The sequence below is a fragment of the Paenibacillus sp. FSL L8-0470 genome (assembly GCF_038008625.1).
Classification (GTDB): domain Bacteria; phylum Bacillota; class Bacilli; order Paenibacillales; family Paenibacillaceae; genus Paenibacillus_AQ.
The window spans coordinates 6,944,763-6,969,780 of sequence record NZ_JBBOZM010000001.1; the positions used below are offsets into that span (position 1 = coordinate 6,944,763).

21 protein-coding genes are annotated in these 25,018 nt (G+C 54.5%); 9 read left to right on the plus strand and 12 right to left on the minus strand.

Annotated elements, in window-relative coordinates; translation table 11 throughout:
* Nucleotides 1-19: 19 nt before the first annotated feature.
* The 4 genes from NST99_RS31635 (at nucleotide 20) to NST99_RS31650 (ending at nucleotide 4,758) form a co-directional block, all read left to right on the plus strand.
* Complete coding sequence (locus tag NST99_RS31635) at nucleotides 20-904, plus strand: AraC family transcriptional regulator (protein WP_341096971.1); 885 nt, start codon at nucleotides 20-22, stop codon at nucleotides 902-904.
* Between the two features lie 140 nt (nucleotides 905-1,044).
* Complete coding sequence (locus tag NST99_RS31640; protein WP_341096972.1) at nucleotides 1,045-2,325, plus strand: glycoside hydrolase family 27 protein; 1,281 nt, start codon at nucleotides 1,045-1,047, stop codon at nucleotides 2,323-2,325.
* 268 nt (nucleotides 2,326-2,593) lie between these two features.
* Nucleotides 2,594-3,070: a DsrE/DsrF/DrsH-like family protein gene (locus tag NST99_RS31645; protein ID WP_038597634.1), complete on the plus strand. Its 477-nt coding sequence runs from the start codon at nucleotides 2,594-2,596 to the stop codon at nucleotides 3,068-3,070.
* A gap of 176 nt (nucleotides 3,071-3,246) precedes the next feature.
* The gene (locus tag NST99_RS31650; RefSeq protein WP_341097809.1) at nucleotides 3,247-4,758 is read left to right on the plus strand and encodes an aminotransferase class V-fold PLP-dependent enzyme; all 1,512 of its coding nucleotides are present in this window, start codon (nucleotides 3,247-3,249) and stop codon (nucleotides 4,756-4,758) included.
* On the opposite strand, the gene NST99_RS31655 is transcribed toward NST99_RS31650, so the two are convergent.
* Nucleotides 4,744-5,388: a TVP38/TMEM64 family protein gene (locus tag NST99_RS31655; RefSeq protein WP_038597638.1), complete on the minus strand. Its 645-nt coding sequence runs from the start codon at nucleotides 5,386-5,388 to the stop codon at nucleotides 4,744-4,746. The genes NST99_RS31650 and NST99_RS31655 overlap by 15 nt on opposite strands.
* A gap of 162 nt (nucleotides 5,389-5,550) precedes the next feature.
* Between NST99_RS31655 and NST99_RS31660 the strand changes: the two genes are divergently transcribed.
* Nucleotides 5,551-6,066 (plus strand): GNAT family N-acetyltransferase, encoded by a 516-nt coding sequence (locus NST99_RS31660; RefSeq protein WP_341096974.1) that lies wholly within the window; start codon nucleotides 5,551-5,553, stop codon nucleotides 6,064-6,066.
* 164 nt (nucleotides 6,067-6,230) lie between these two features.
* Here the strand turns inward: NST99_RS31660 and NST99_RS31665 are convergent, their stop codons facing one another.
* The 4 genes from NST99_RS31665 to NST99_RS31680 form a co-directional block, all read right to left on the minus strand.
* Nucleotides 6,231-6,470, minus strand: a complete 240-nt coding sequence (locus tag NST99_RS31665; RefSeq protein ID WP_341096975.1) for a hypothetical protein — start codon at nucleotides 6,468-6,470, stop codon at nucleotides 6,231-6,233.
* Nucleotide 6,471: 1 nt separating this feature from the next.
* Nucleotides 6,472-7,899, minus strand: coding sequence for a dihydropyrimidinase (hydA, locus tag NST99_RS31670; RefSeq protein ID WP_341096976.1), 1,428 nt, complete (start codon nucleotides 7,897-7,899; stop codon nucleotides 6,472-6,474).
* A 1-nt stretch (nucleotide 7,900) separates the two neighbouring features.
* Nucleotides 7,901-9,190, minus strand: a complete 1,290-nt coding sequence (gene preA, locus NST99_RS31675; protein ID WP_038597650.1) for an NAD-dependent dihydropyrimidine dehydrogenase subunit PreA — start codon at nucleotides 9,188-9,190, stop codon at nucleotides 7,901-7,903.
* A 69-nt stretch (nucleotides 9,191-9,259) separates the two neighbouring features.
* The gene (locus NST99_RS31680; protein WP_341096978.1) at nucleotides 9,260-10,651 is read right to left on the minus strand and encodes an NAD(P)-dependent oxidoreductase; all 1,392 of its coding nucleotides are present in this window, start codon (nucleotides 10,649-10,651) and stop codon (nucleotides 9,260-9,262) included.
* Between the two features lie 324 nt (nucleotides 10,652-10,975).
* On the opposite strand from NST99_RS31680, the gene NST99_RS31685 reads away from it, so the two are divergent.
* Nucleotides 10,976-12,664 (plus strand): PucR family transcriptional regulator, encoded by a 1,689-nt coding sequence (locus NST99_RS31685; RefSeq protein WP_341096980.1) that lies wholly within the window; start codon nucleotides 10,976-10,978, stop codon nucleotides 12,662-12,664.
* Here the strand turns inward: NST99_RS31685 and NST99_RS31690 are convergent.
* The 6 genes from NST99_RS31690 to NST99_RS31715 form a co-directional block, all read right to left on the minus strand.
* A complete protein-coding gene (locus NST99_RS31690) occupies nucleotides 12,630-14,018 on the minus strand; it encodes an aspartate aminotransferase family protein (RefSeq protein ID WP_445745005.1) in 1,389 nt (462 codons plus the stop codon). The two genes, NST99_RS31685 and NST99_RS31690, sit on opposite strands and share 35 nt — an antisense overlap.
* Before the next feature lie 10 nt (nucleotides 14,019-14,028).
* The gene (locus tag NST99_RS31695; RefSeq protein ID WP_341097811.1) at nucleotides 14,029-15,492 is read right to left on the minus strand and encodes a CoA-acylating methylmalonate-semialdehyde dehydrogenase; all 1,464 of its coding nucleotides are present in this window, start codon (nucleotides 15,490-15,492) and stop codon (nucleotides 14,029-14,031) included.
* A 92-nt stretch (nucleotides 15,493-15,584) separates the two neighbouring features.
* A complete protein-coding gene (locus NST99_RS31700) occupies nucleotides 15,585-16,685 on the minus strand; it encodes an ABC transporter substrate-binding protein (RefSeq protein ID WP_341096981.1) in 1,101 nt (366 codons plus the stop codon).
* Between the two features lie 48 nt (nucleotides 16,686-16,733).
* A complete protein-coding gene (locus tag NST99_RS31705) occupies nucleotides 16,734-17,639 on the minus strand; it encodes an ABC transporter permease (RefSeq protein WP_341096982.1) in 906 nt (301 codons plus the stop codon).
* Nucleotides 17,639-18,451 (minus strand): ABC transporter permease, encoded by an 813-nt coding sequence (locus NST99_RS31710; protein ID WP_341096983.1) that lies wholly within the window; start codon nucleotides 18,449-18,451, stop codon nucleotides 17,639-17,641. Before NST99_RS31710 ends, NST99_RS31705 begins: the two co-directional genes overlap by 1 nt.
* A 2-nt stretch (nucleotides 18,452-18,453) precedes the next feature.
* Nucleotides 18,454-19,236: an ABC transporter ATP-binding protein gene (locus NST99_RS31715; RefSeq protein ID WP_341096985.1), complete on the minus strand. Its 783-nt coding sequence runs from the start codon at nucleotides 19,234-19,236 to the stop codon at nucleotides 18,454-18,456.
* Nucleotides 19,237-19,668: 432 nt separating this feature from the next.
* On the opposite strand from NST99_RS31715, the gene NST99_RS31720 reads away from it, so the two are divergent.
* On the plus strand, nucleotides 19,669-21,261 hold the full coding sequence (locus tag NST99_RS31720) for a histidine kinase N-terminal 7TM domain-containing protein (RefSeq protein ID WP_341096987.1): 1,593 nt from the start codon (nucleotides 19,669-19,671) through the stop codon (nucleotides 21,259-21,261).
* A gap of 132 nt (nucleotides 21,262-21,393) precedes the next feature.
* Here the strand turns inward: NST99_RS31720 and NST99_RS31725 are convergent, their stop codons facing one another.
* Nucleotides 21,394-22,254 (minus strand): MBL fold metallo-hydrolase, encoded by an 861-nt coding sequence (locus NST99_RS31725; protein WP_341096989.1) that lies wholly within the window; start codon nucleotides 22,252-22,254, stop codon nucleotides 21,394-21,396.
* 258 nt (nucleotides 22,255-22,512) lie between these two features.
* On the opposite strand from NST99_RS31725, the gene NST99_RS31730 reads away from it, so the two are divergent.
* Nucleotides 22,513-23,358: a DUF72 domain-containing protein gene (locus NST99_RS31730; protein ID WP_341096991.1), complete on the plus strand. Its 846-nt coding sequence runs from the start codon at nucleotides 22,513-22,515 to the stop codon at nucleotides 23,356-23,358.
* A gap of 101 nt (nucleotides 23,359-23,459) precedes the next feature.
* Nucleotides 23,460-24,941, plus strand: coding sequence for an alpha-amylase (locus NST99_RS31735; protein WP_341096992.1), 1,482 nt, complete (start codon nucleotides 23,460-23,462; stop codon nucleotides 24,939-24,941).
* Nucleotides 24,942-25,018: the final 77 nt, after the last annotated feature.

A 25,018-nucleotide genomic window follows, 5' to 3' on the forward strand; every position in this document is an offset into this window, starting at 1 on the left:
CTACCGGAGGTGGGATTCTGTGAAAAATGAAAAGGCCTTAGGGGTGTATGGCTTCCGCTTTAGCGAGCCGGAGCAGTTGCCGCTCTGCAACCTCTTTGCAGTCGGGCATGAGATTGTAAGTAATGCTTCTTACCACTGGAATGGAATGGAGCGACGTGACGGCCCCCTGTTACTCTTCCAATATACAGTTGAGGGCGCAGGGGTATTCAGCACGGAACACGAGAGCTTCAAAATCAGCTCCGGACGGGCATTTCTGGCGGAAATCCCCAGCAGCCACAGCTATTATTATCCCGGCGGTTCCCAGCCGTGGGAGTTTTATTTCCTGCTCTTCAGGCCGCAGCTGGTACAGCCCCTCTGGGAGGAGATCAAGGTCAAGCTCGGTCCGGCGCCGGTCATCGACACGGGAAGCCTGCCCATCCGCATGCTGCGGGATATTACCCGGGAAGCCCATAGCGGAAAAATCACCGATCCTTACATCGCCTCCTCGCTGCTGTATCAATTCATGATGGAGCTCGGCAGACTGTCGTCCAGCGGGCCGCGCCATGAAACGGAGTGGCCGGCGGCGGTTAGGGATGCCGTTACTTTTATCGAAGGCCATCACAACTCCATGATTGGCCAGGAAGAGCTTGCGGAGAAGCTCGGACTTTCCAAATTCCATCTGCTGCGGACATTCAGCAAATATGTCGGTGTAACACCCAATGAATACCTGAACCGCATCCGTATCGAGCGGGCGGTGGATCTGCTGCGGACAACAGACCACAGTATTGAAGCCATCGCGGTTCAGGTCGGATATTCCACCGGAAGCTATTTCATCAAAGTGTTTCACAAGCTGACGGGACAAACGCCTGGCAATTTCCGCACCGGAAACGGCAGCCTCCAGTATAACCGTTTGTTCTTCAGTTAAATTCCCGCCATGCGCAATTTTGTGCTATTGAGATAACTATTTTACTGTAGAAATGGGTTTTGAAAGTGTTTTATGATGGATCTATTAGAGCAAGTTTATTCTACAACCCCTTCCGGGGTTTAAGGAGCGAGATCATCATAATGAGTCACTTACAGTATGCGAAAACACCGCCTATGGGCTGGAACAGCTGGGATTGCTATGGAGCTGCAGTTACGGAACAGGAAATCCGCGGAAATGCTGAATATATGGCGGCGAACCTGAAGTCCTTCGGCTGGGAATATGTCGTTGTGGATATTCAGTGGTATGAGCCGGGGGCAATTTCTTCGCAGTACCGTCCTTTTGTTCCGCTGGAAATGGACGAATATTCCCGGCTGATGCCGGCAGTGAACCGTTTCCCCTCGGCAGAAGGCGGCAAGGGGTTTCTCCCTTTGTCTGATTATGTACACAGTCTGGGCCTTAAATTCGGCATTCATCTGATGCGCGGAATTCCAAGACAGGCGGCGCATGCCGCCACCCCGGTCAAAGGTTCAGGAGCGACCGCCCGGGACATCGCCCATCCCAACTCCATCTGCCCCTGGAACACCGATATGTATGGGGTTGATGCTGCCAAGGAAGGTGCCCAAGCGTACTACAATTCCCTATTTGAGCTGTATGCCGAATGGGGCGTAGACTTTGTGAAGGTGGATGATATTGCTGCGTCCAGACTGTACGATACACACCAGCCCGAGATTGAGCTGATCCAGAATGCGATCCGGCACTGCGGACGCCCGATGATCCTAAGCCTCTCCCCGGGACCGGCACCGGTTTCTTATGGAGATTTCCTCGGCCAACATGCCAATATGTGGCGGATCACCGATGACTTCTGGGATCATTGGGACCTGCTCCTGGATATGTTTGACCGCTGTGAGGCGTGGGCAGGCAAAGCCGAAGCCGGCAGCTGGCCGGATTGCGATATGCTGCCGCTGGGCCATATCGGCATCCGCTCCGTAGACGGCGGCGGGGCTGACCGCTGGACTCGCTTCACGCCTGATGAGCAGGTCACCATGATGACCTTGTGGAGCATCTTCCGCTCGCCCCTGTTCTTCGGCGGCGAACTTCGCGATAACGACGCTTGGACCCTTTCCTTGCTGACCAACCCAGATGTACTGGAGATGCACCGCAACAGCAACGGCGCACGCCTCATCAGCCGGGCAGGAGACCGCGTGGTCTGGACGGCGGAAGGGGACTCCGGGTGCCGCTATGCCGCGATGTTTAATACCGGCGAAAACACCCAGAGGGTCAGCGTAACTCTCGCAGAACTGGGCCTTGAGAGACCAGTCACTGCCAAGGAGCTTTGGAGCGGGGCGGAGGTTGGCCCCGTGCAAGACGAGCTCGCTTGCGAGATTGCTCCGCATGGCGCAGTACTGTATCGTCTGACATAGCTCCCGCTGCAGTGAAAACGTTGAATGAACCAAGTGATTCATCTTACGGCAGACCCGGATTAACGGGCCTGCCGTTTTGCTGCAGATATATGCCGGGAAATCCAACCAGCCATAGCACATCCCCTCTCAGGACAGTCACAGGATAGATCCAATCGAGCCAATCCCCTACACGCCTAGCGGCATTTGGAACATCTTATGACAGCAGGCATACTTCTCCTCACGTTAACCATACTAAGGTCATTCTATGATGTGACGGAGGAATGCAGCGATGGGCAAAAAGATGAATCTGCTGATGTTCAGCGGGGAATATGACAAAGCGATGGCCGGGTTGATTCTGGCCAATACCGCAAGGGATATTGAGGTTGAGGTCACAATGTTTTTCGCCTTTTGGGGACTCTTCCTTGTCCGCGACCCCGAGAAGATGACACTTGAGGATAAGACAATTTATGAAAAGCTGATGGATGTCATTACACCGAAGGGACCACAGCACCTCCCGCTTTCGCGGATGAACTTCAGCGGTCTTGGACGGATGATGCTGGAGGAAATGATGGAGGATCAGGGCGCGCCGAAGCTGATTCATTTTCTCAAGGGCGCCCGCAAAAAAAACATTAAATTCTACGCCTGCAAGCTGTCCGTAGAGATCATGGGCTTCAAGCCGGAGGAGTTTCTGCCCGAGGTGGAGATCATTGATGCGGCCACCTATCTGAAGGATGCGCTGGAAAGTGACATGCAGCTCTTTATTTAGAGGAGCTCCTTAATGAATGCAGACAATAGGCTTTAACCCATTGCCTCCAGCGGGCATATACTGAGCCTGGGAATATAACCCCACTCTTAATTCGCAAGAAGAAACGGCCGTGCCGTCCTTTGTAAGAGGGCGTGAGCCGTATCTTGCGAGAAATCACCGGGCTGGAGGGATTGTCTGTGCTGAGCATCAACCACGCTTCTTCTGCGGAGGAGCCCGCTTCACTGCAAGAGCATTTCGCAACGTTTCGCGAGCATACCATCGGCAACCGGCATTCTATTTCCACGCCTTACGGACGGCAGCCGCTGCTGTATGCCGACTGGACCGCCAGCGGGCGCTTGTATGAGCCGATTGAGCGCAAAATGCAGGAGACGTTCGGCCCCTATGTCAGCAATCCGCATACCGAGTCCAATACGACCGGTTTAACTATAACACTCGCCTATGCCGAGGCTCAGAACATTATTAAGCGGCATGTTCATGCCGGGCCGGGAGACGCCCTGCTCTTCTGCGGCAACGGCACAACCGGAGCAGTGAACAAGCTGCTGCGGCTGATGGGCCTAAAGCTGCCGGAATGGATGCGGGATCATTACCTCTGTCTTCCAGAGGAACGCCCGGTTATCTTCATCAGCCACATGGAGCATCATTCCAACCTGCTGCCTTGGCAGGAGGGCATCGGCGACGTGGTCACCGTACCGGCCGGGGCGGATGGAAGCATGGATCTCCGGGAACTGGAGGATCTGTTGATCCGCTACCGGAACCGCCGCTTCAAGATCGGCTCCTTTACCGCCTGCTCCAATGTAACCGGCATACAGACCCCGTACCACAAGCTCGCTGAGGTGATGCACCGGCACGGAGGCCTCTGTTTTGTCGATTTTGCCGCCAGCGCGGCTTATGAAGAGATCGACATGCATCCTGCCTCCCCGCTGGAGAAGCTCGATGCCATCTTCTTCTCTCCCCATAAATTCCTTGGAGGCCCCGGTTCAAGCGGGGTACTGGTATTCGATACCGCGCTTTGCAGGGGCCAGCTCCCGGATGAGCCCGGCGGCGGCACGGTGGTTTGGGTTAATCCCTGGGGCGGACGCCGCTACATAGATGAAGTGGAGGTCCGCGAGGACGGTGGAACACCGGGGTTCCTGCAGGCCTTCCGCACAGCGCTCTGCCTGAAACTGAAGGAGAAGATGAATGGCAACGGGCAGTTCATGATGCGGAGGGAACAGGAACTGTGCCGCCAGCTGCTGACCGGGCTTGCCGGAATCCCCGGATGTTACATCCTGGCGGGTGAGCATACCAAACGCCACGGCATCGTATCCTTTATCTTGAAGAACATCCATTACAATCTGGCCGTCAAGCTGCTGAATGACCGTTTTGGCATTCAGGCCCGCGGAGGCTGCTCCTGCGCCGGCCCCTACGGACATTATCTGCTTGGACTTGACGCCAAGCTCTCCCAGCATTTCATTCACGCGATTCAGGCCGGAGACCAGTCTTTGAAGCCGGGTTGGATCCGCCTTTCGCTGCACCCCATCATGACAGACCGTGAAGTCCAAACGATCATCTCCGCAGTGCGGAGCATTGTCCGCCATATAGAGGAATGGAGACAGGATTACCGCTATAACGCCTCTACAAACAGCTGGGTTCATCTCAGCGGAAACCATGAGACCGATGCCGACATCAGCGGACTATTCGTGGTGTGAAGAATTTCCCGCGGCAAGCGGCTTCTCCTGTTCCCGCGCCGCCCGGGCAAACCGGGCCTCTATGGCCTTGACGCACCATAGGGAAACACCGATGAACAGCAGCACATAGATGATCTCCCACGGATTGCGGATAAACCGATCCAAGTCATTTCCGATATAGGAAACTGCAAACACCATGATGGCTTTGCCTGCACACAAAGCGAGCAGATAAGACCGCAGGCGCATGCCGGCAAGCCCGGCTGCCATATTGATGACCACAAAAGGCCCTACCGGAAATATACTGAGCAGGAAGACATAACTGAACCCGCTCTGGCGGACCCACGTCATGCTTCTCGCTACTTTTGGCCGCTGCGCCCACTTCCGCAGATAGCGGTGGGATGCAATTTTGCGGATAATCATAAACGTGGTCACACAACCGGCAACCAGCCCGATCCAGGAATACAGGAATCCGAGCCATAAGCCATAAACCGCACCGTTTAATCCCACAATCGCAATCGTAGGCAGCGGCGGTACAAAAGATTTCATAAAAGTCAGCCCGATCCCGGGCAGCGGCCCGAGCGAGCGGTACTGCTCCAGCAACAGCCGCAGACGTTCCTCTGTCAGCCATGATACCGTATCCAGAAAGTACATACCCTCCCGCACTCCTCATCCTTGCTAAATTTGAATCTGTATAATTTGTGGCGCCGAGCCTCAATTATACAATAGATTGGCACAGGATGACCTTTTCTGTTGGCAGCATCCTGTTCTTCTTGTACTATGTTGCTATAATTATCAATGTAAGGGGAGAGCTCCATGTTAATACCATCCAGACTGCTGGATATACGGAAAACTGCGCTTCAAGATTTGGATTTCGTCCTGGCTGCCGAGCAGGCCGAATCTAATCGCCGCTTTATCGGACAATGGAGCAGGGAACAGCATGTTGCAGCACTACAGGACGGGGACATTCTGCATCTCATCATCCAGGATAAATCCGGGGAACAAGCAGGCTATGTGATTATAACGGGGCTGCAGGACCCTAATCTTAGTGTCTGCATTAAGCGGCTTGTCATACAGGCTAAGGAACGAGGCTACGGAAAAACAACCCTCTCACTGCTGACGGATTGGATCTTCACCCAAACCGAAACCCACCGGCTGTGGCTGGACGTTAAAGAACATAACTTCAGAGCCCGTCATGTCTATGAAGGTGCGGGATTCACACTGGAAGGGACCCTTAGGGACTGTGTAAGGACTGGGGATTCTTTCGAGTCGCTGCACATCATGTCGATTCTGCGGTCCGAGTATTTGGACAAGCTATCGCTGCAGGCATAGTCTTCTTGGCGCCAATTCCCTCTGCAGCGCCCTTTAGCAGGGCAAGTTCTCTACATAAATTTGCCGGACTGCACAAAAAAGACTGCCAGATAGGAGCCAATTGTTTCTTGGCCTACCGGCAGTTTTTTTGACACGCGAACCCTGTATCTTAGAATTGTCGCACCTTACGTATGCGTTTCTATGGGGGTGGCCGGTCTCAGACCACATAAAACCACCGTCGTCACATGCTTGCGCGCATCCGCCGTCAGCAGCTGCAGCTCCACCGGCACCCTGCCTGGGCTGCTATGAATAAATCTCACCCTGGCACCGTCCAAATCCTCTTCAATACTGACGATGGAGTAGCCTTGCAGCAGCAAATCGTCAACCTCCTGCCGCTCTTGGTCAAACTCATCAAATGCAGACATCTCAGACCACTCCTCCGCTGATTTCCGCTTTGGCCGGACGCGGTGCTTCCGCTGCAAACCTTTTGCGGTGCAGGTATTTGCCGGAACCCGCCCGGCCGACAAACCGCTTGTCGCGGATCACGAATTCCCCCCGGCTGAGTACGGATACCGGTTCGCCTTTAACCTCAAAGCCTTCAAACGCGTTGTAATCGACGTTCATATGATGGGTTTCGGCAGACAGTGTTCTTTCCACCGACGGATCAAAAATCACGATGTCTGCGTCGCTGCCTACAGCTATAGTGCCCTTTTGCGGAAATAGGCCAAACAGCTTGGCGCTGGAGGTCGAAATGATATCCACGAATTTATTAAGCGAAATCCGCCCCTTCTGCACCCCTTCGGAGTAGAGCAAGCTGAACCGGTCTTCAATCGTCGGACCGCCGTTCGGGATCTTGGAGAAGTCGCCCAGACCCAGATCCTTCTGCCCCTTGAAGTCAAAGGAGCACTGATCGGAACCGATCGTTTGCAGCGTGCCGCTCCACAGCGCATCCCACAGCACCTCCTGATTCCACTGCTCGCGCAGCGGCGGGGACCAGACATATTTGGCGCCTTCAAAATCAGGCTTCGCGAGCGCGGTCTGATCCAGCACCAGATATTGCGGGCAGGTTTCACCGTAGACACGCAGCCCTTTCTTGCGGGCTTCAGCAATCTTCCAGGCCGCTTCGGCGCAGGTGACATGCACGACGTAGAGCTGCGAATCAGTCAGCTCCGTCAGGTAAGCGGCCCGGCCCGTGGCTTCACCCTCCAGCTCCGGGGGACGGGTTAGCGCATGGTAGATCGGATCGGTGTTGCCTGCGGCCAGAGCCTGCTCCACCAGATATTCGATCACATCGCCGTTCTCGGCATGGACCATAACGAGTGCGCCTTCCCGCTTGGCTGCCTGCAAAGTCTTGTACAGTACACCGTCATCGGCCTGAAAAGTGTTCTTGTAGGCCATGAACACCTTCAGCGAAGTGATGCCTTCGTCTTCAATAATTTGCGGCAGCTCGCCCAGCACCTTGTCATTCAGCTCCGAAACCATCAGGTGAAAGCTGTAGTCAATCACCGCTTTATCCTGTGATTTGTTATGCCAGGTATCGACAGCCTGCTGAAGCGGCTGGCCTTTGGCCGTCAGGCAGAAGTCGATGACCGTTGTCGTTCCGCCATAGGCGGCGGCAATCGTGCCGGTCTCGAAGTCATCAGCCGTCACGGTTCCCCCGAAGGGCATATCCAGATGTGTATGGGGATCTATCCCTCCCGGAAAGACATAACAGCCGGAAGCGTCAATAATCTCCGCACCCGGCGCTTCCAGCTTCAGCCCTATTCCGGTAATAATGCCGTCCTCAAACAGCACATCTCCCGTATAAGTATCCGCTGCGGTAACGATAATGCCATTTTTGATTATCTTCTTCATGCTAGACCACCTCCGCTTCTGAATACGAGCCGTTCAAGCCGCTGATGACCTTCTGACGCTGATTCCAGGTCAGAGGCGCCGCGCCGCTGTCCAGGGCAACCATATCAATGGCTCCGTCTGCCGGGCAGACAATGGAGCACAAATTGCAGCCCACACAGTCTTCTTCACGCACTTGCAGAATTGCCTTTCCTGCGGCATCCGTTAACATGTCGATACATTGATGCGAAGCATCCTCGCAGGCAATATGGCATTTGTTACAGTTGATGCAGTTCTCCTCGTTAATCCGTGCAACGACTTTATAGTTGAGGTCCAGATCACCCCAATTGGAGTACTTAGACACCGATTTGCCAATCAGCTCAGTGACCGAAGCCAGCCCTTTATCATCCAGATAATTGTTCAGCCCGTCGATCATCTCCTCGACGATCCGGAAGCCGTGATGCATAACTGCCGTGCAGACCTGAATACCCGTGGAGCCCATCAGCATGAACTCAACCACATCCTGCCAGGTGGAGATGCCGCCAATTCCGGAGATCGGCACGCCAACTCCGCGGTCGCGGGCGCATTCGGCCACCATGCTGAGCGCAATCGGCTTCACCGCCGGGCCGCAATAACCGCCATGCGCGCCTTGGCCGCCGACATTCGGAATCGTGTTCCAGCTGTGAATGTCCACGCCGGCCAGACTGTTGATTGTATTAATCAGGCTGATCGCATCGGCACCGCCTTTGACGGCATGGCGGGCAACGACTGTAATATCCGTTATATTCGGGGTCAGTTTCACAATGACCGGCGTGGTCGCGACTTCTTTGACCCAGGTGGTCTGCGCCTGTACGAGGTCGGGCTGCTGGCCGGAGGCTGCGCCCATGCCGCGTTCCGCCATCCCGTGCGGGCAGCCAAAGTTAAGCTCCAGGCCGTCTACGCCGACAGCCTCTACCCGTTTGACGATTTCATGCCATTTGTCCTGCCTCGGTTCGACCATCAGGGAGGCAATAATCGCATGACCCGGAAACTTTTTCTTCGTTTCATAGATCTCCTTCAGGTTCACCTCAAGCGGGCGGTCCGTAATCAGCTCGATATTGTTGAAGCCCGCCACACGCTGACCGTTGAAATGCACGGCCGCAAACCGGGAGGAGGTGTTAATAATCGGATCACCGAGTGTCTTCCACACCGCCCCTCCCCAGCCGGCCTCGAACGCCCGCTGCACTTGATAGCCTGTATTGGTAGGCGGCGCAGACGCCAGCCAGAATGGATTAGGTGACTTGATACCTGCAAGATCAATACTCAAATCTGCCATTGATGTTCCCTCCCTGTCATATAAAGTCCGGTTGAAGCCGCCGGTCTTGTATTGCTTGGCACTCCCCGTTTAGACAGCAGAACCTGCCACGCTGTCCTGCAGGCCCAACAATTGCTTCACAATCGCATAAGCGGCGTCTTTGCCCTGCTGGGCGGCGGATACGACCATCGCTTCGCCTTTGCCGGAACCAAACACAATATCACCAGCGGCATAAATCTGCGGATCCGACGTCCGTCCGGTCTTCTCATCAATTTTGACAACCCCATAGTTGTGCTCAAGACCGAGCGCTTCAATCAGGTCCAACCGCCGCTTCTGTCCGATCGCTACCACAACCGCATCCACCGGTATCAGGAACTCAGAGCCATCAACAGGCATCGGCGCAAGGCGGCCGTCTTTGCCGGTCTCCCCGGTCAGCTTCATCTGCACGCACTCCAGTGCCGTAACATTGCCGAGCTCGTCCCCGACAATACGCTTCGGCAAAGTCAGCCAGTTGAATTCCACACCTTCCTGCTTGGCAAATTCATATTCGAAATCGTAGGCCGTCATCTCCGAGCGCGTACGGCGGTAGACCATCTTCACATTCGATGCCCCCAGCCGCACCGAGCAGGTTGCTGCATCAATGGCCGTATTGCCTGCGCCGATGACAGCGACGCGCTGGCCCATCAGCTCCAGTGTGGGAATGCCTGTCTTGGTGGTCTCCACCAGCTCTATCGCATCGTATACCCCGGACAGCTTCTCTCCTTCAATCCCAAGCGGAGGAACATACCCCATCCCTGCAGCCAGCACAATGGCATCATACTCCGCCTTCAGCTCCTCCACGGAGACGTCAACGCCAACCTTCGTTCCGGTGCGGATCTCCACGCCCAGCTGCTCCACCTGCTCCACTTCCCACAGCGATATAGACTGCGGCAGCCGGAAAGAGACAATACCATGCGTATCCAGCCCGCCGGCGAGCGGCTTCGCCTCATAGATCACCACCTGGAAGCCTTCACGCGCCAGCTCTCTAGCCGCTGACAGCCCGGCAGGACCGCTCCCGATGACAGCGACCTTTTTGTCATTAGGAGCACCGGCTTTGAATAACTGAACACCGCTGTTTATAGCCCAGTCCGTGGCATAACGCTGCAGCAGTCCGATCTGGATTGGTGCCGAAGCATCATTCAGAACGCATGCGCCTTCGCACAATTCCCCGGTAGGACAGACACGGGCGCAACTGGCGCCTACAGGATTGGAGTCCATGATCGTCTGCGCCGAGCCTTTTAAATTATCGGTGGCAATCCGCTTAATAAAGGAAGGAATATTAATGCTGGTCGGGCAGGCTTTAATACAGGGGGCGTCATAACAATACAGACAACGGTTGGATTCTTCGATTGCACCTTTGCGGGTCAAACCCGGCTCAGCCTCGGCGAAGTTGCGCATGAACATATCAGGCGTAAACGTGGTTAACGGAGAAGAATGCTCCATCAGATCTCCCTCCTTCTGGACGAGTGGTGTTCCCAGGCATTACCGGATAAAAAATTACATTTTCATCATCGAAATCATCTTTGTGTTATATAATATAACATTATTTCAATAATCGCCTTAAAATTTTACTTACTTATCAGGCTTGATGTAGTAAAATGGGCAATAAACCAAAGAATCCATTCTATTTTCTTTCTGAACGAGTTATATTTCCTCACATATTATATTCAAACTATAGTCATTTTGATTTTTCGTTACACTAGACACATTGTCTAATTTCAAAAGTGTATTTTTTACCTGCCTGACGATATAGCGAGGGGGAAGCTTATGGATTGGGAACTTGTATTTACGGTCCGCGATGCGCTGAAAAGACCGCTGTTCGCGGAAGCGGAGCTTATCGGCGGAAAAAACGGTCTGAACCGGGCGATTCGCTGGGTGCATGTACTGGAAAGCGCCAGTTTTGAAAGACTGATTCACGGGGAAGAGATGATATTGACTACGGGGATGGGTGTAAGTGTTGATTTGCCTGCCTCCTTATCATTTATGCACAATTTGATCGATAAGAATGCCGCCTGTTTGTGCATCGAGCTGGGAGAGTATTTCTGCAAAATCCCGCAGGAGATGATCGACCTGGCGAATAGCCACGATTTCCCGCTGATTATTTTCACCCGAACGGTACGTTTCGTGGATATCACGCTTGACCTGCATTCCCTCATCATCAACCGCCATCACCGCATGCTGCAGGAGCTGGAGAGCATCTCCCGTGAATTCCACCGCCTGACGTTGACTTCCCAAGGGACCCTTAAGGTTCTGCAGCTATTATGTAAAAGCACCCGCACGCAAATTGTATATATGCAGCTGCAGGGCAAACCCCTGTTCTTCCCGGCGCTGCCGCCCGGGGATCAGGCCCCATTGCTTCAGTTCTTCGAAGCCTTCAGCGAGGAGATGGAGGGCGTACAGCCCGATGCCGCACCTTACATCCATGAATTCGGCCACAAGCTGATCGCGCTGAAGCCGGTGGGCGCGCTCGACCAGACCTGGGCTTATATCCTGATGGTCAGCAGCCACAAACCCCAGGAGTTCGACTGCCTGCTGCTGGATTCCGCCTCCCTGTCGATCGCCCAGGAGCTGCTGCGCACACGGTATATGGAGGAACGCAAGCTGTTCTCCGAGAACCTGTGGGTGGATGAGCTGATCAGCGGCCGCACCCAGGATGACAACCGGCTCAAGGGACTGGCGGGACCCGACTTCAATGTCTTGAATGAGCTGCCGTACCGCGTATGCCTGATTGAGATCGAGAATCCCCGCGATGTTAAATGGAACAGCTCGGAGAATGATTGGGAATCCATCACCTTCCATCTGTCGCTCATTCTCCGCTCCATCTTCGAGAAATACTCGCTGCGCCCGCTGATCACACTCAAGAACAACCGGCTCACTGTCATCGCGCTAGATATCCAGTCCAAGCTGCCCGGCAAGCTGCGGCTGCAGCAGGCGCTTGATTCCCTGCTGCATATCCGCTCCGACGAGAAATTGAAGGACCTGCAGCTCGTTATTGGAGTCAGCAAGTCCCACAGGGGCCTGAAACATGCCTATGCCGGTTATCAGGAAGCCGTACAAGCGTTGTCTCTCTATACTTGTTACCAGAAGTCTGTGTTGTTCTACGAAGAACTCGGCGTATTCCAGCTGCTGCTGAACCTGAATGACGGCAAGACGCTGGAGAATTTCATCCGCAGCTATCTCGGCCCGCTGATCGATCACGACCAGTCCAAAGGGAGCGAGCTCCTGCTGACGCTGCGCGTCTATCTCGACCACGACGGCTCCAAGCAAATCGCCGCCCGCAATTTGTTCATCGTCAGACAGTCGCTCTATTACCGGCTGGACAAAATCACCGAACTGCTGGGCGAAGACTTCATGCTGCCGGAGAACCGCATCTCCATCCAGGTCGCCCTGCGTGCCTACCAGTTCCTGTATCCGGAGAAATTCACTCTGCCCAGCTCCCGTTCAGCACAGCTTTGAACGTCTCGATTATAAACTGCACATCCTCATCGGTGGAGGATAACGGCGGTGCGAAGGTAAGCACATTATTGAATCCCGCCACCGTATCTCCGTTTTTGCCGATGATTAGCCCTTTAGATTTGCATTCGGCAATAATTCCTTTGACGACAGCCAGATCGGCAGGCTGCTTGGTGGCTTTATCTGCCACCAGCTCAATGCCGATGACCAGCCCAAAGCTGCGGACATCTCCTACCAGCTTGTGATCCCGCAGCTTAGAGAATGCATCCGCCAGCCTTTGCCCGAGGATTTCAGCACGCTCCACCAAATGCTCCTGCTCCAGAATCTCCAGGTTGCGCAGCGCAAGCGCACAGGCCGCAGGATTGCCGCCGAACGTATTCACATGGCGGAAATATCCATAATCATCACTGTTGTCCTTGAAGACCTCATAAATATCCTTGCGCACCGCCGTTGCCGACAGCGGAAGATAGGCGCTGGTCAGCCCTTTGGCCATCGTCACTATATCAGGTTTGATGCCGAAATTGTGATGGCCAAATCTGCGGCCGGAACGCCCGAAGCCGCAGATGACCTCATCAATAATCAGCAGTACTCCATGCTTGCGGCAGATTTCCTGCACCCGGTCCATATACACCTGATGCGGCACAATGACTCCGCCTCCGGTAATCACCGGCTCCATAATTACCGCCGCAACCGTCTCTGCTCCCTCCCAGACAATCGTATCCTCAATGGCCTGCGCACATTGGAGGTTGAACGCCTCCACAGTCATGCCGTCAGGACGGCGGTAGCTGTCCGGCGGTGCCACATGGAGGAATCCGCCGGTCAGCGGCTCATATTTATATTTGCGCTGCGCCTGGCCGGTCGCTGACAGGGCGCCGAGCGAGCTGCCATGATAACCGCGGTAGCGGGCAATGAATTTATGCCGGTAATGCTGGCCGATTTGCTGCTGGTATTGGCGGGCCATTTTGAAGGCCGCTTCGTTCGCTTCCGATCCGCTGTTGGAGAAGAAAATGACATAGTCGTCGCCCAGCCATTCATTCAACTTCTCGGCAAGCGCGATAGCCGGCCTGTGGCTCTGCGTGAGCGGAAAATAAGGCAGGGTGAGCAGCTGCTGATAGGCCGCATCGGCCAGCTCCTTGCGCCCATATCCGACATTGACGCACCACAGCCCGGACATCCCGTCCAGAAATTTATTCCCGTCAATATCGGTAACCCATGATCCGCTTGCCGTCGCCGCGATCATCGGCGGATGGCTCTCGCTGTAAGGGGTAATGTTATGCCATAGATACTGCTGATCTTTCTTGACGGCCAGCTTGCTTTCGTTCTCCAGGCTCTGCACCGCAATCTCTCCTCTCAACATTCCATTGTGGTCAATAACGCGCAGTGATCATTTTCTTGCGGGTGTAGAATTCTACACCGTCACGGCCGTTGGCGTGCAGGTCTCCATAGAACGATTTCTTATAGCCGGAGAAAGGGAAAAAGGCCATCGGCGCAGGTACACCGAGATTCACGCCAAGCATTCCGGCATCAATCTCTTCCCGGAACTCCCGGACCGCCTTAGCGCTGTCCGTATAAATGCAGGCTCCATTGGCAAATGGGGACTGATTCGTTACGTTTATCGCCTCCGCCAGATCCTTGACACGCACCACAGACAGCAGCGGAGCGAAAATCTCATCGCGCCAGATCGTCATTCCCGGCTCTACACGGTCGAAGATGGTCGGCCCGAGAAAGTAGCCCTTTCCTCCCGCCGCTGCATCTTTCCGGCCGTCCCGTACCAGTTCCGCCTTCTCCTGTACACCTGCCTCAATATAAGCCAGCGTACGGTCCTTGTTCGACTGGCGGATGACCGGCCCGAGAAATACTCCAGCGTCCCTGCCGTCGCCGATCTTCAGCCCGTCGGCCGCCTCAAGGAGACGGCGCACCAGTTCATCGGCAACCGTCTCCTCCACGACGACCACCGAGCAGGCCATACAACGCTCGCCCGCCGACCCGAAGGCCGCAGCGATAATATTCTTCACCGTATGGTCCAGATCGGCATCTTGAAGCACAATCGAATGGTTTTTGGCTCCGGCCAGTGCCTGCACCCGCTTGCCATGTGCAGTCCCTTGCTTATACACATATTCCGCTACCGGCTGTGAACCAACAAAGGAAATCGCCTTCACCTCGTCGTGTTCAAGTAATCCACCCACTACATCATGCGATCCATGCACCACATTCAGCACACCCGGCGGAAACCCCGCTTCCGCAAACAGCTCCGCCAGCCGGTTCATCAGCAGCGGTGTCCGTTCGGAAGGCTTCAGCACAAAGGTATTGCCGCAGGCCACTGCCAGCGGAAACATCCAGCAGGGCACCATCATCGGGAAGTTAAAGGGCGCGATCCCGCCGATCACCCCCAGGGGGTAGCGGTACATGCCCGATTCAATTCCGGTGGCAATATCCGGCAGCTGGCTGCCCATCATCAGTGTGGGGATGCCGGAGGCAAACTCCACACATTCAATACCGCGCTGCACTTCGCCCAGCGCTTCCTCCAGGCTTTTGCCGTTCTCCAGCGTAATCAGCTCAGCCAGCTCATTCCAGTGCTGCACCAGCAGCTGCTGGTACTGGAAGAAATAGCGGGCCCTCCGCGGAACGGCAACCCTCTTCCATGAATGAAATGCCTCTGCCGCAGCTTGTACCGCAGTATCCAGCTCTTCGCGGCTGGAAATCGGCACATAAGCAATCACTTCTCCGGTTGCCGGGTTGAACACTTCCTCCTCCCGCCCGGATGATGACGCCACCCAAACCCCGTTTATATAATTCCTGACCTTTTCAGTCTGCTTCGCCAGCAGAGACATAGCCTGCACCTCTTTCACTGTTTGTGGATGCCGATGATAACAGATGACCGCCAGAACGGGCGGCCATCTACTATCAATATGAGGGAAACCGCTTATTTCGCTGCCATTTCAACAATCTCGTTCGTATAGGCTTCTTTCACGTTGGCCGCCTCTTTGATTACACCGAATTTGAGCGCGATGTCTGCCGTCTGCTGGAATGCAGCTGCATCGGTATACCCCAGCTTGGAAACGTCAAAGCCCTGCGGCTGGATCAGCTTGGCAACCTCCGTCATCATCGTGAGCTGATGCTCTCTTGAAGTGCTGCCTTCTTCAGCGAGCTTCATTACACTATCTACAGCCGCCTCAGGATCGGCGATGGCATCTTTCCAGCCCTTCAAGGAAGCGCGGACGAATTTGGCCGCTGTCTCCTTATTGTCTGCAAGCCACTCTTTATTGGCGAACAGATTGTCTTCGAGCATCGCTACGCCTTCATCATTCATATCAATCACATTCAGCGCTTCGGCCTTGATGCCCGATTCCAGCACAACCTGATATTCGTTATACGTCATCGCCGAAGCCGCGTCGATTTCGCCGCCAAGGAATTGGTCCATCGTGAAGCCCTGCTTTGTGAAGTTCAGGTCCTTATTGGAATCCAGCTTGTATTTATCAAAAAGCGCAAGGATTTCAAACTCGTTACCACCCATCCAGTTGCCGACTTTTTTGCCTTTCAGATCCGCTGCACTGCTGATTCCTGCCTCCTTCTTGGACACCAGCACCAGTCCGCTCTTCTGGTAGATTTGCGCAATCTGCACCAGCGGCATTTCCTGTTCCTGGCTGGTCAGCAGACTCGCCACCCAATCCACGCCGATATCGGCGGAGCCGCCCGCGACCTGTTGTTCAGGTACTATATCCGGGCCGCCGGGCAGGATCTCTACATTAAGACCTTCTTCAGCATAGTACCCCTTGTCCTGGGCCAGGAAGTATCCGGCAAATTGGGCCTGGGGCACCCATTTCAGCTGGAGCTTGACCGTCACCGGTTCCGCAGCCGGTTCTGTGGCCTTTTCCGGTGAAGCCGAAGCCCCCGTGCCTGCCGTCGCTTCAGCCGCCGGAGCATTATTATTGTTATTACCTCCACAACCTGCCAGCAAAGAGATTGCCATGATCATTACCGCCATCAACAGCCCACCGTGAAATTTGCCTTTATTCCCTTTCATCACGCAGCTCCCCCTACCCATTTGAGTTTGTAGTCTGGTGTAACAGATTTAAGATGACGCCCGCTGGGAGGAATGCCACTTGATGAATACCTTCTCCAGCCGCTCCACTACCAGATAGAAGATGACTCCGGCTATAGCTGCAAGTACGATGCAGGACCAGCCCAGCGGCATCTTGGCCACCTTGATCGAGTTGGATAGCAGGTAGCCAAGCCCTCTGGAGGAGAAGAAAAACTCTCCGACAATCGCTCCGATCATACTTGCGGTAGCATTGATCTTCAGCGCGGTGAACACATACGGCAGACTGTTCTGAATCCGCAGATAGCGGAATACCGCCGGCTTGCCGGCTGCGTAGGAATGCATTAAATCCAGCGCCAGCGGATCAACTGATACCATCCCTTTATAGGCATTGATAGCCATCGCCGCCATGGTCGTCGCCGTAACGATTGCGGCACGCGAGCCGATCCCGTCGCCGAACCACAGATTCATAATCGGTGCCAGCGCAACAATCGGCACAGCATTCAATGCAGCGACCAGTGTCAGGCTGCCACCGCCCCAGCGGGGCCAGGCCGTTGCGACCAGGGCGATCAGGAAGCCGCAGGCCGAACCGATCAGCATTCCCGCCACAGCCTCAGTCAGTGTATAGCCGGTATAGGACAAGAGCAGGCTGAAATTATCCCTTATCGCCTCCGCTATGGCCGAAGGCAGCGGCAGCTGGTATTTTTTCAGATCGAACAGCTTGTGGAATATTTGTGCTTCCCAGAGAACCAGAAAAAGCACACCGGCCAGCAGAGGCAGAATCACGCCAGCGTTCAGCCAGCTCACAGAGCGGCGGCCAAACTTCCGCTTGCTCCGTCCAGTAAATACGTCTTCCTTCGTTGTTATACGAGATGGTGTAGATCCCTCATTCCCTGCAGAGGCTATCAACGTTGCTTCACGCACAGTATTCCCCTCCATTAGCGGCGCCCCCCCTTCGGGCGGAATTCAGGCTGCCATGGCGCAACCAGGCGTTCGGCGAGGCTCATCAGTCCGTAGCTCGCCACTCCCAGCAGAGCGCCGACAATTACCGTGGACCAGAACATATACGTATGGGAAGGACCATAATAGAGATTGCGCAGCATGATCACACCTATGCCATGCTGCGCCCCCATAAGCTCTACCAGAATCGCACCGGTCACGGCAAGCGGGGCTGCGACCTTGAGGCCGCTGAACAGTGCCGGCAGTGCAGCCGGAAGGCGCAGCTTCCAGTACACCGCCCAAGGTTTGGCGGCATAAGAATGCATCAGCTCCAGCGCCGGCAGATCGACGCTGCGCAGACCGCGCAGCATGTTGAGCGCAACCGGGAAAAAGGTAATGTATCCGGAAATAATGATCCGGGACACCTGCTCATCACGTACAATACCGTAAATAATGGGCGCAAGCCCCAGAATCGGGATCATCTGCGAGGCTATGGCATACGGAAAGGCAAGCTGCTCGATCGTCTTTGACAGACTCATCAGCACAGCGAGAACCACACCCGCAGAGGCCCCGATCAGAAACCCGACTCCTGCATTGCCAAAGGTAGCTCCCCCCTCCTTAACCAGCGTGCCGCTGTACTTCCATAAGGTAGCCGCCACTTCATGAACATAAGGCAGCTTCGACTGGGCCAGCGGCGTTTGTGCCACATGGAGCAGCATCCAGGAGCCAGCCTCCCACACCATCAGCAGCCCAAGGAGCCAGACGGACAGCGGCAGCACGCGGCTGCGCATAAACGCACTGTTCCCCTTCATCGTTACACCCCTTCAAAGCTGTCGCGGATCGTGGCGATCAGTTCAAAAAACTGCGGGCTGTTTCTCATTTCCGCCGTACGCGGACGCGGCAGCGGAATATCAACAATGGCCGACAGCCTTCCCGGATGCGGAGAAAGCACGAATACGCGGTCAGACAGAAAAATAGATTCAGGAATGCTGTGGGTGACAAAAACAATGGTGCTCTGCACCTTGCTCCAGACAGCCAGCAGCTCTTCATTCAGGCGCTCACGGGTAAACTCATCCAGCGCGGAGAACGGTTCATCCATGAGCAGTATCTCCGGTTCCATCGACAGCGCTCTGGCAATCGCAACCCGCTGCTGCATGCCGCCGCTGAGCTGCCAGGGATATTTGTCCGCGAAGCCTTGCAGCCCGACGAGATCCAGCAGCTCCAGCGCCTTGTCCTCACGGATCGACTTCTTGACGCCCATCAGCTCCAGCGGCAGGGTAATGTTGTGTTTCACCTTGCGCCAGTCATAAAGTACCGGACTCTGGAAAACTATGCCGTACTTTTGGGCCAGTCTGGCTTCCTTGGCGCTTTTGCCAGCCACCGTTATGTTTCCGCCGGTTGGTGTAATAAGATCTGCCATCAATCTCAGCAGTGTGGTTTTGCCGCATCCCGATGGACCCAGCAGGGAGACGAATTCTCCTTTGGCAATATCAAGGCTCACCTGATGCAATGCAAGCACATCCGCAGTCTCCGCCACATAACGCATTTCAACGTTTTCCAGCTGTATTTCAGGAATTCTTGCCGCTACTAATGACATTCCCAGCTCCCCCTTCATCCCTGAATCCATTCGTTAAATGTTAATTAACTTAACGTAAATTCTTATGAAACGCTGAATTTCTTTTTGAAATGTAGTATTAACTAACATGGTACACTCTGCTCCCGGTACACTCACTAGACAAATAGTAAAATTGCATCTGTGAAATTCCGTCACTTTGTCTAGGAGTGGCGCTTTCATTGTTAATAATGAAGAAATATGCCGATAAAAGAAGGTAGCGGTATTCACGCTTCACTGCGTTCAATCCCGAATGTTATCCATGAAGATATGTGGTACTATTTATCTATATTCTTGCTGAAACAGGAGACAATACGTGATGTTTAATGCTTATAATAACGCCTCATGGCTATATGCCCCGTTGTCCCTGCTCCCATGGCCAGCCTCGGCAGCCCACACTACCTGGAGGCCCAGCCGATGGAAGCTATGATCTCGAATTATATTATCATTGTCTCCATCTCCGGTGTGCTGAGCGCACTTCTCGCGCTGTTCGCCTATTACAGAAGAACGGATTTCTCCGGAATCAATGCCTTCATCCTCAGCTCCATCACTTCCGCGATCTATACCTTTGGCTTCGCGCTGGAATTGTCGGGCAGCACTATGCAGGAGATTGGCTTTTGGGTCAAGGTGGAGTATCTGGGTATGCCCTATATCGCTCCTTCCAGCCTGATTATGATCATGCATTTCGTCGGCCTGGACCGGCTGGTTAAGAAAGGGCTGCTGACCGCGCTGTACTCCATCCCCTTAATCTCTACCGTGCTCGTATGGACCAACGATTATCACCATCTGTTCTATCATTCAATGCATTTCCGGGAAGGTGCCCCCACCCCGCTGATCGACATCGTGATGGGGCCTTGGTATATCGTGCAGGGCAGTTTGACCTTCGGCTGCATGCTTGCCGGAATGTGTCTCATTCTCTGGCAGTGGAACCGGATGAAGCGGGTCTACCGCCGGCAGATGATGACGATCTTCATCGGGCAGTTCCTCCCGGCTCTGGGAGCCTTCCTCTATTTAATGAACATGACCCCTTATGGAATGGACCCTGTGCCGGTGATTATGAGCGTGACTTCGACCCTCTATATTTGGGCGATTCTTTCCAGGGGCATGCTGACCGCGGCACCCATCGCCCGGGAGAATTTATTCGAGAGCATGCGTGACGGAGTGCTGGTCACGGACCGCAAAGATACGCTTGTCGACTATAACCGTGCTGCCACGGAAATGCTGGAGGGCCTGGATTCATCAGCCATCGGCAGACCGCTCGCCCAGCTGTTCCTGCCTGCGGGCAAAGACGCTGTAGATTATGTAATGAATTCCGACCCTCTGCTCAGCGAGGAACGCGAGCTGGCCTGGAATATCAACGGGGAGACCAGCTACTACCAGGTCAGATCCTCTCCGGTGCAGAAGCATGACGGTCACCTGGCCGGGCGGATGATTATGCTGATTGATGTGACAGAGCGGACACTGCTTCAGGCCAAGCTGCTGCAGCTTGCCACTGTCGACAGCCTGACCGGTATCTATAACCGTACGCACTTCATGGAGCAGAGCCGGTCTCTGCTGGAGGAAGCAGTCGGCAGCAAGCGCCCCTTGTCCATCATCCTGCTCGATATCGACTTTTTCAAAAGCATCAATGACCGGTACGGACATCAATATGGCGATATAGCGCTCCAGCATATTGTCAGCGTATGCAGCAAACATGTGCGCGAAGGGGATATCTTCGGGCGTTACGGAGGCGAAGAATTCGTCATTTGTCTGCCTGACACTTCCTTGAAGCAGGCGGCTCTGCTCTCCGAAGCTATCCGTGACAGCATTGAGCACAGCGAAGTCTACACCTCGTCCGGTCCAATCCATGTAACGGCAAGCTTCGGGGTGGCGGAGGCGTTCAGAGAACCTATTTCGCTTGAAGAGCTGCTCTCCGAAGCGGATCATGCGCTCTACAGCTCCAAACGCAACGGACGCAATACCGTACATTTATCTAGCGGAGGTTCGATCACCCCCTTTACACCTGTTTAAACGAACAGCCCTGTTCTCCGGCACGAAGCCGATTAGAGAACAGGGCTGTTATCTCATCATTCTGCAACACAATGACCCCGCCAGTGCGTGGCAGGGTCTGAATATAGTCAGTAGAAATTATGAATATTGCAGTTAACGCCGCTTCGCGCCCGCCATGAAATATTCCACACCCTGCAGCAAATCCCCAGGCAGCTCTTCAAGCTGAAGATAGGTCTTCAGCTCCAGCACCACCCGTTCCCGGTTGTGTCCGAACACATCGACGATCCGGGCCAGCCGTTCCCAGGGAGCCAGATCCTCCCGGAACTCCTGCCTGGTCATCGGCAGCCCATGCGACTCCACATACCAGTCCGCGTCATAGCGGTAAGCAATGTCCAGCAATTTTAAGAACCCGGTGCTGCTGTATTGGCGCGGTCCGCCATATACAGAAGGGCCTAGAGCATCGCCCAGAAAAAGCACCTTGTCTTCCTTAACGTAAAGCACGCAGGAGTCCGGCGAATGGTCGCCGCCTACATGGACCACTTCACAGATAACTCCGCCCAAATCGACCGTGAGGCTGCCGGTAAACACAATATCCGGCTTGACGACAGTTACCTCTCTTGCCCCGCCGTACTCCAGACGGATATGTTCCGCGCTTTCTTCACTGATCGTGCCACTCTTTACAAGCTTCTCCAAGCCCTCTTCTCCCCAGTTCCGCCCGGTCAGGCTCTCCAGCACTTTCGCCGTCTCTTCATGGGCAATAGCTGGAGACAACCAGGATGAGAGCCCGAAGGTGTGATCCCAGTGCCAATGGGTCAGAACCAGCATGTCTGGCTGCCTGCAGCCGCGTCTGGCCAGTTCTTCCCGGAACAGCGCTGCATGGGCCGGCGAATTGCCGGCATCCATCAGAAGTGTACGCCGTTCCCCTGTAATTGCTGCCAGTACCGGACGATCCGTGTCATGCTCCGGATGCATAATCAGAATGTGACGGCTAAGCTGTTCGAACTTGTGCTCCATCTCGTGCTCCCCCTTGCAATATACATCAGACTGAAAATAGGCCGGACAACAAAGTATATCCGGACGTTCTTTTGGTGATAACAGCACCCATAGCGGTATTTCCGGCCTCGTTCATTTCAGGCCATCTTTAATCTTCATGTTGCCTCAATTACGGACATTAATCAACAGCCCTTGTTTGCTCTAGAGGGTTTTAAGTTTAATAAGAGTTAGCTGATCTGTTCGGGTCAGGTACGGATATACTGACAAGGAGGAGATTCCATGATTAAGATCGGGCTAACCGGCTTCGGTGACCATGAAGAGCTTTACGGCAAAATCAAGCCCGCTGACCGGCTCCCTACCTATAGCGCGCATTTTCCGATTGTGGAGATTGACAGCTCCTTTTATGCCGTGCAGCCAGTCAGAAATTACGCCAAATGGGTGAGCCAGACGCCGGATGCCTTCCGGTTTATCGTTAAAGCCTATCAGGGAATGACTGGCCATTTACGCGAGAAAAAGAATTATTATGACACTCCGGAGGAAATGTATCAGGCCTTCCATACCTCTATTGAGCCAGTCCGGGCAGCCGGGAAGCTTGCGATGGCCCTCTTCCAGTTTCCGCCGTGGTTCGATTGCACCAAAGAGAACGTGCAGTTTCTGCGTGAGGCCAAGCAGCGGATGCTGGATGTGCCTTCCGCCATCGAATTCCGCAATGACTCCTGGTACAGTCCGGAAATGCAGGCCAAAACCCTGCAGTTTCTGGAGCAGGAGGGCTGGATTCATACAGTGGCCGATGAACCCCAGGCAGGATCAGGCTCGGTTCCGATTGTGCCGGTGGCCACATCACCGGATATCACCTACGTGCGGCTGCATGGCCGCAACGCCCAAGGCTGGAGCCAGAGCAGCCATCCGAATTGGCGGAGCCTGCGCTACTTGTACCGCTACAGCATAGAGGAGCTGACCGAGTGGCGGGACCGGCTGCTTGCGCTGGAGCAGTCCTGCCGGGAGCTGTACGTGGTCTTCAACAATAACTCCGGTGGTGACGCCACCGATAACGCCAAAGAGCTGCAAACGCTGCTCGGAATCGACGGCGGACTGGCCCCGCGCCAGCTGGACTTATTTTCATGAGCACCAGATGTGTACATATCCTCTCTTCTGCTCCTTACTGAATTACGACACCAATCGCATTTATCCATTCCTATCATAATTTTAAAGGAGGCCAAACGGAAATGAAGAGAAACCATACGATGATGCAGTTTTTCGAATGGCATGTCGCCGCGGACGGGAAGCACTGGAAACGGCTGGCTGATGCTGCCACCGAGCTGAAGGCCGCCTATATTGATTCTGTCTGGGTACCGCCGGTAACCAAGGCCGTCTCTGGCGAGGATACAGGCTATGGTGTCTATGATCTATACGATCTGGGCGAATTCGACCAGAAGGGGACCATCCGGACCAAATACGGCACCAAGCTGGAGCTGGTGGAGGCGATTGCCGAATGCCAAAAGAACGGCATCGCTGTTTATGTGGATCTGGTGATGAATCATAAAGCGGGCGCCGACGAGACCGAAGTGTTCCAGGTGATCGAGGTTGATCCGAACGACCGCAACAAGGAGATTTCCAAACCGTTCGAGATTGAAGGCTGGACCAAATTCACCTTTCCCGGACGTGGAGACCAGTACTCCGCCTTTAAATGGAACCACACTCATTTTAACGGCACCGATTTCGATGCCAAGGAAAGCCGGACCGGCGTATTCAAGCTTGCCTCCGACAACAAGAGCTGGAACCCGAATGTGGATGACGAGTTCGGCAACTATGATTATCTGATGTTCGCCAACATCGACTACAGCCATGAGGAAGTTAAGCATGAGATGCTGGAATGGGGCAAGTGGCTGGTCGACACGCTGCAGTGCAGCGGATACCGGCTGGACGCCATCAAGCATATCAATCATGAGTTCATCAAAGAATTCGCTGCCGAAATGGCTAAAAAGCGCGGTGAGGACTTCTACATTGTCGGCGAATTCTGGAACTCGAATCTCGAGGCCTGCCGGGAATTCCTCAACACGGTGGATTATCAAATCGACCTGTTCGATGTATCGCTTCACTACAAGCTGTATTCGGCTGCACTGGGGGGCAGGGACTTTGATCTGACCCAAATCTTTAACGATACGCTCGTCCAGACCCACCCCGGCAATGCCGTAACTTTTGTTGACAATCATGATTCGCAGCCCCATGAAGCGCTGGAATCCTGGATCGGCGACTGGTTCAAGCAAAGTGCCTATGCGCTGATCCTGCTGCGGCGTGACGGATACCCGGTTGTCTTCTATGGTGATTATTATGGCATCGGCGGACCGACTCCGGTGGAAGGCAAGAAAGCTGCCATTGATCCGCTGCTCTACACCCGGTACCATAAGGCATACGGAGAGCAGGATGATTATTTCGACCACCCCAATACGATTGGCTGGGTGCGGCGAGGTGTGGAAGAAATCGAAGGCTCCGGCTGTGCCGTAGTCATCTCCAATGGAGATCAGGGGGAGAAACGGATGTTCCTCGGCGAGGAACGCGCAGGCGAAGTTTGGGAGGATTTCACCCATAACCGTGAGGACAATATAACCATCGGTGAGGATGGCTGGGCGGTTTTCCCGGTAAACGGCGGAAGTGTCTCTGTCTGGGCTCTGCCCGATAACGGCGACAAGGAACCCGATCCGGCATAAAGCATTTATTCAATAAAAGAGGTGAACTACGCGCCGTACCGGCAGCCGTTAGTTCACCTCTTTGCTATAACGTTGAC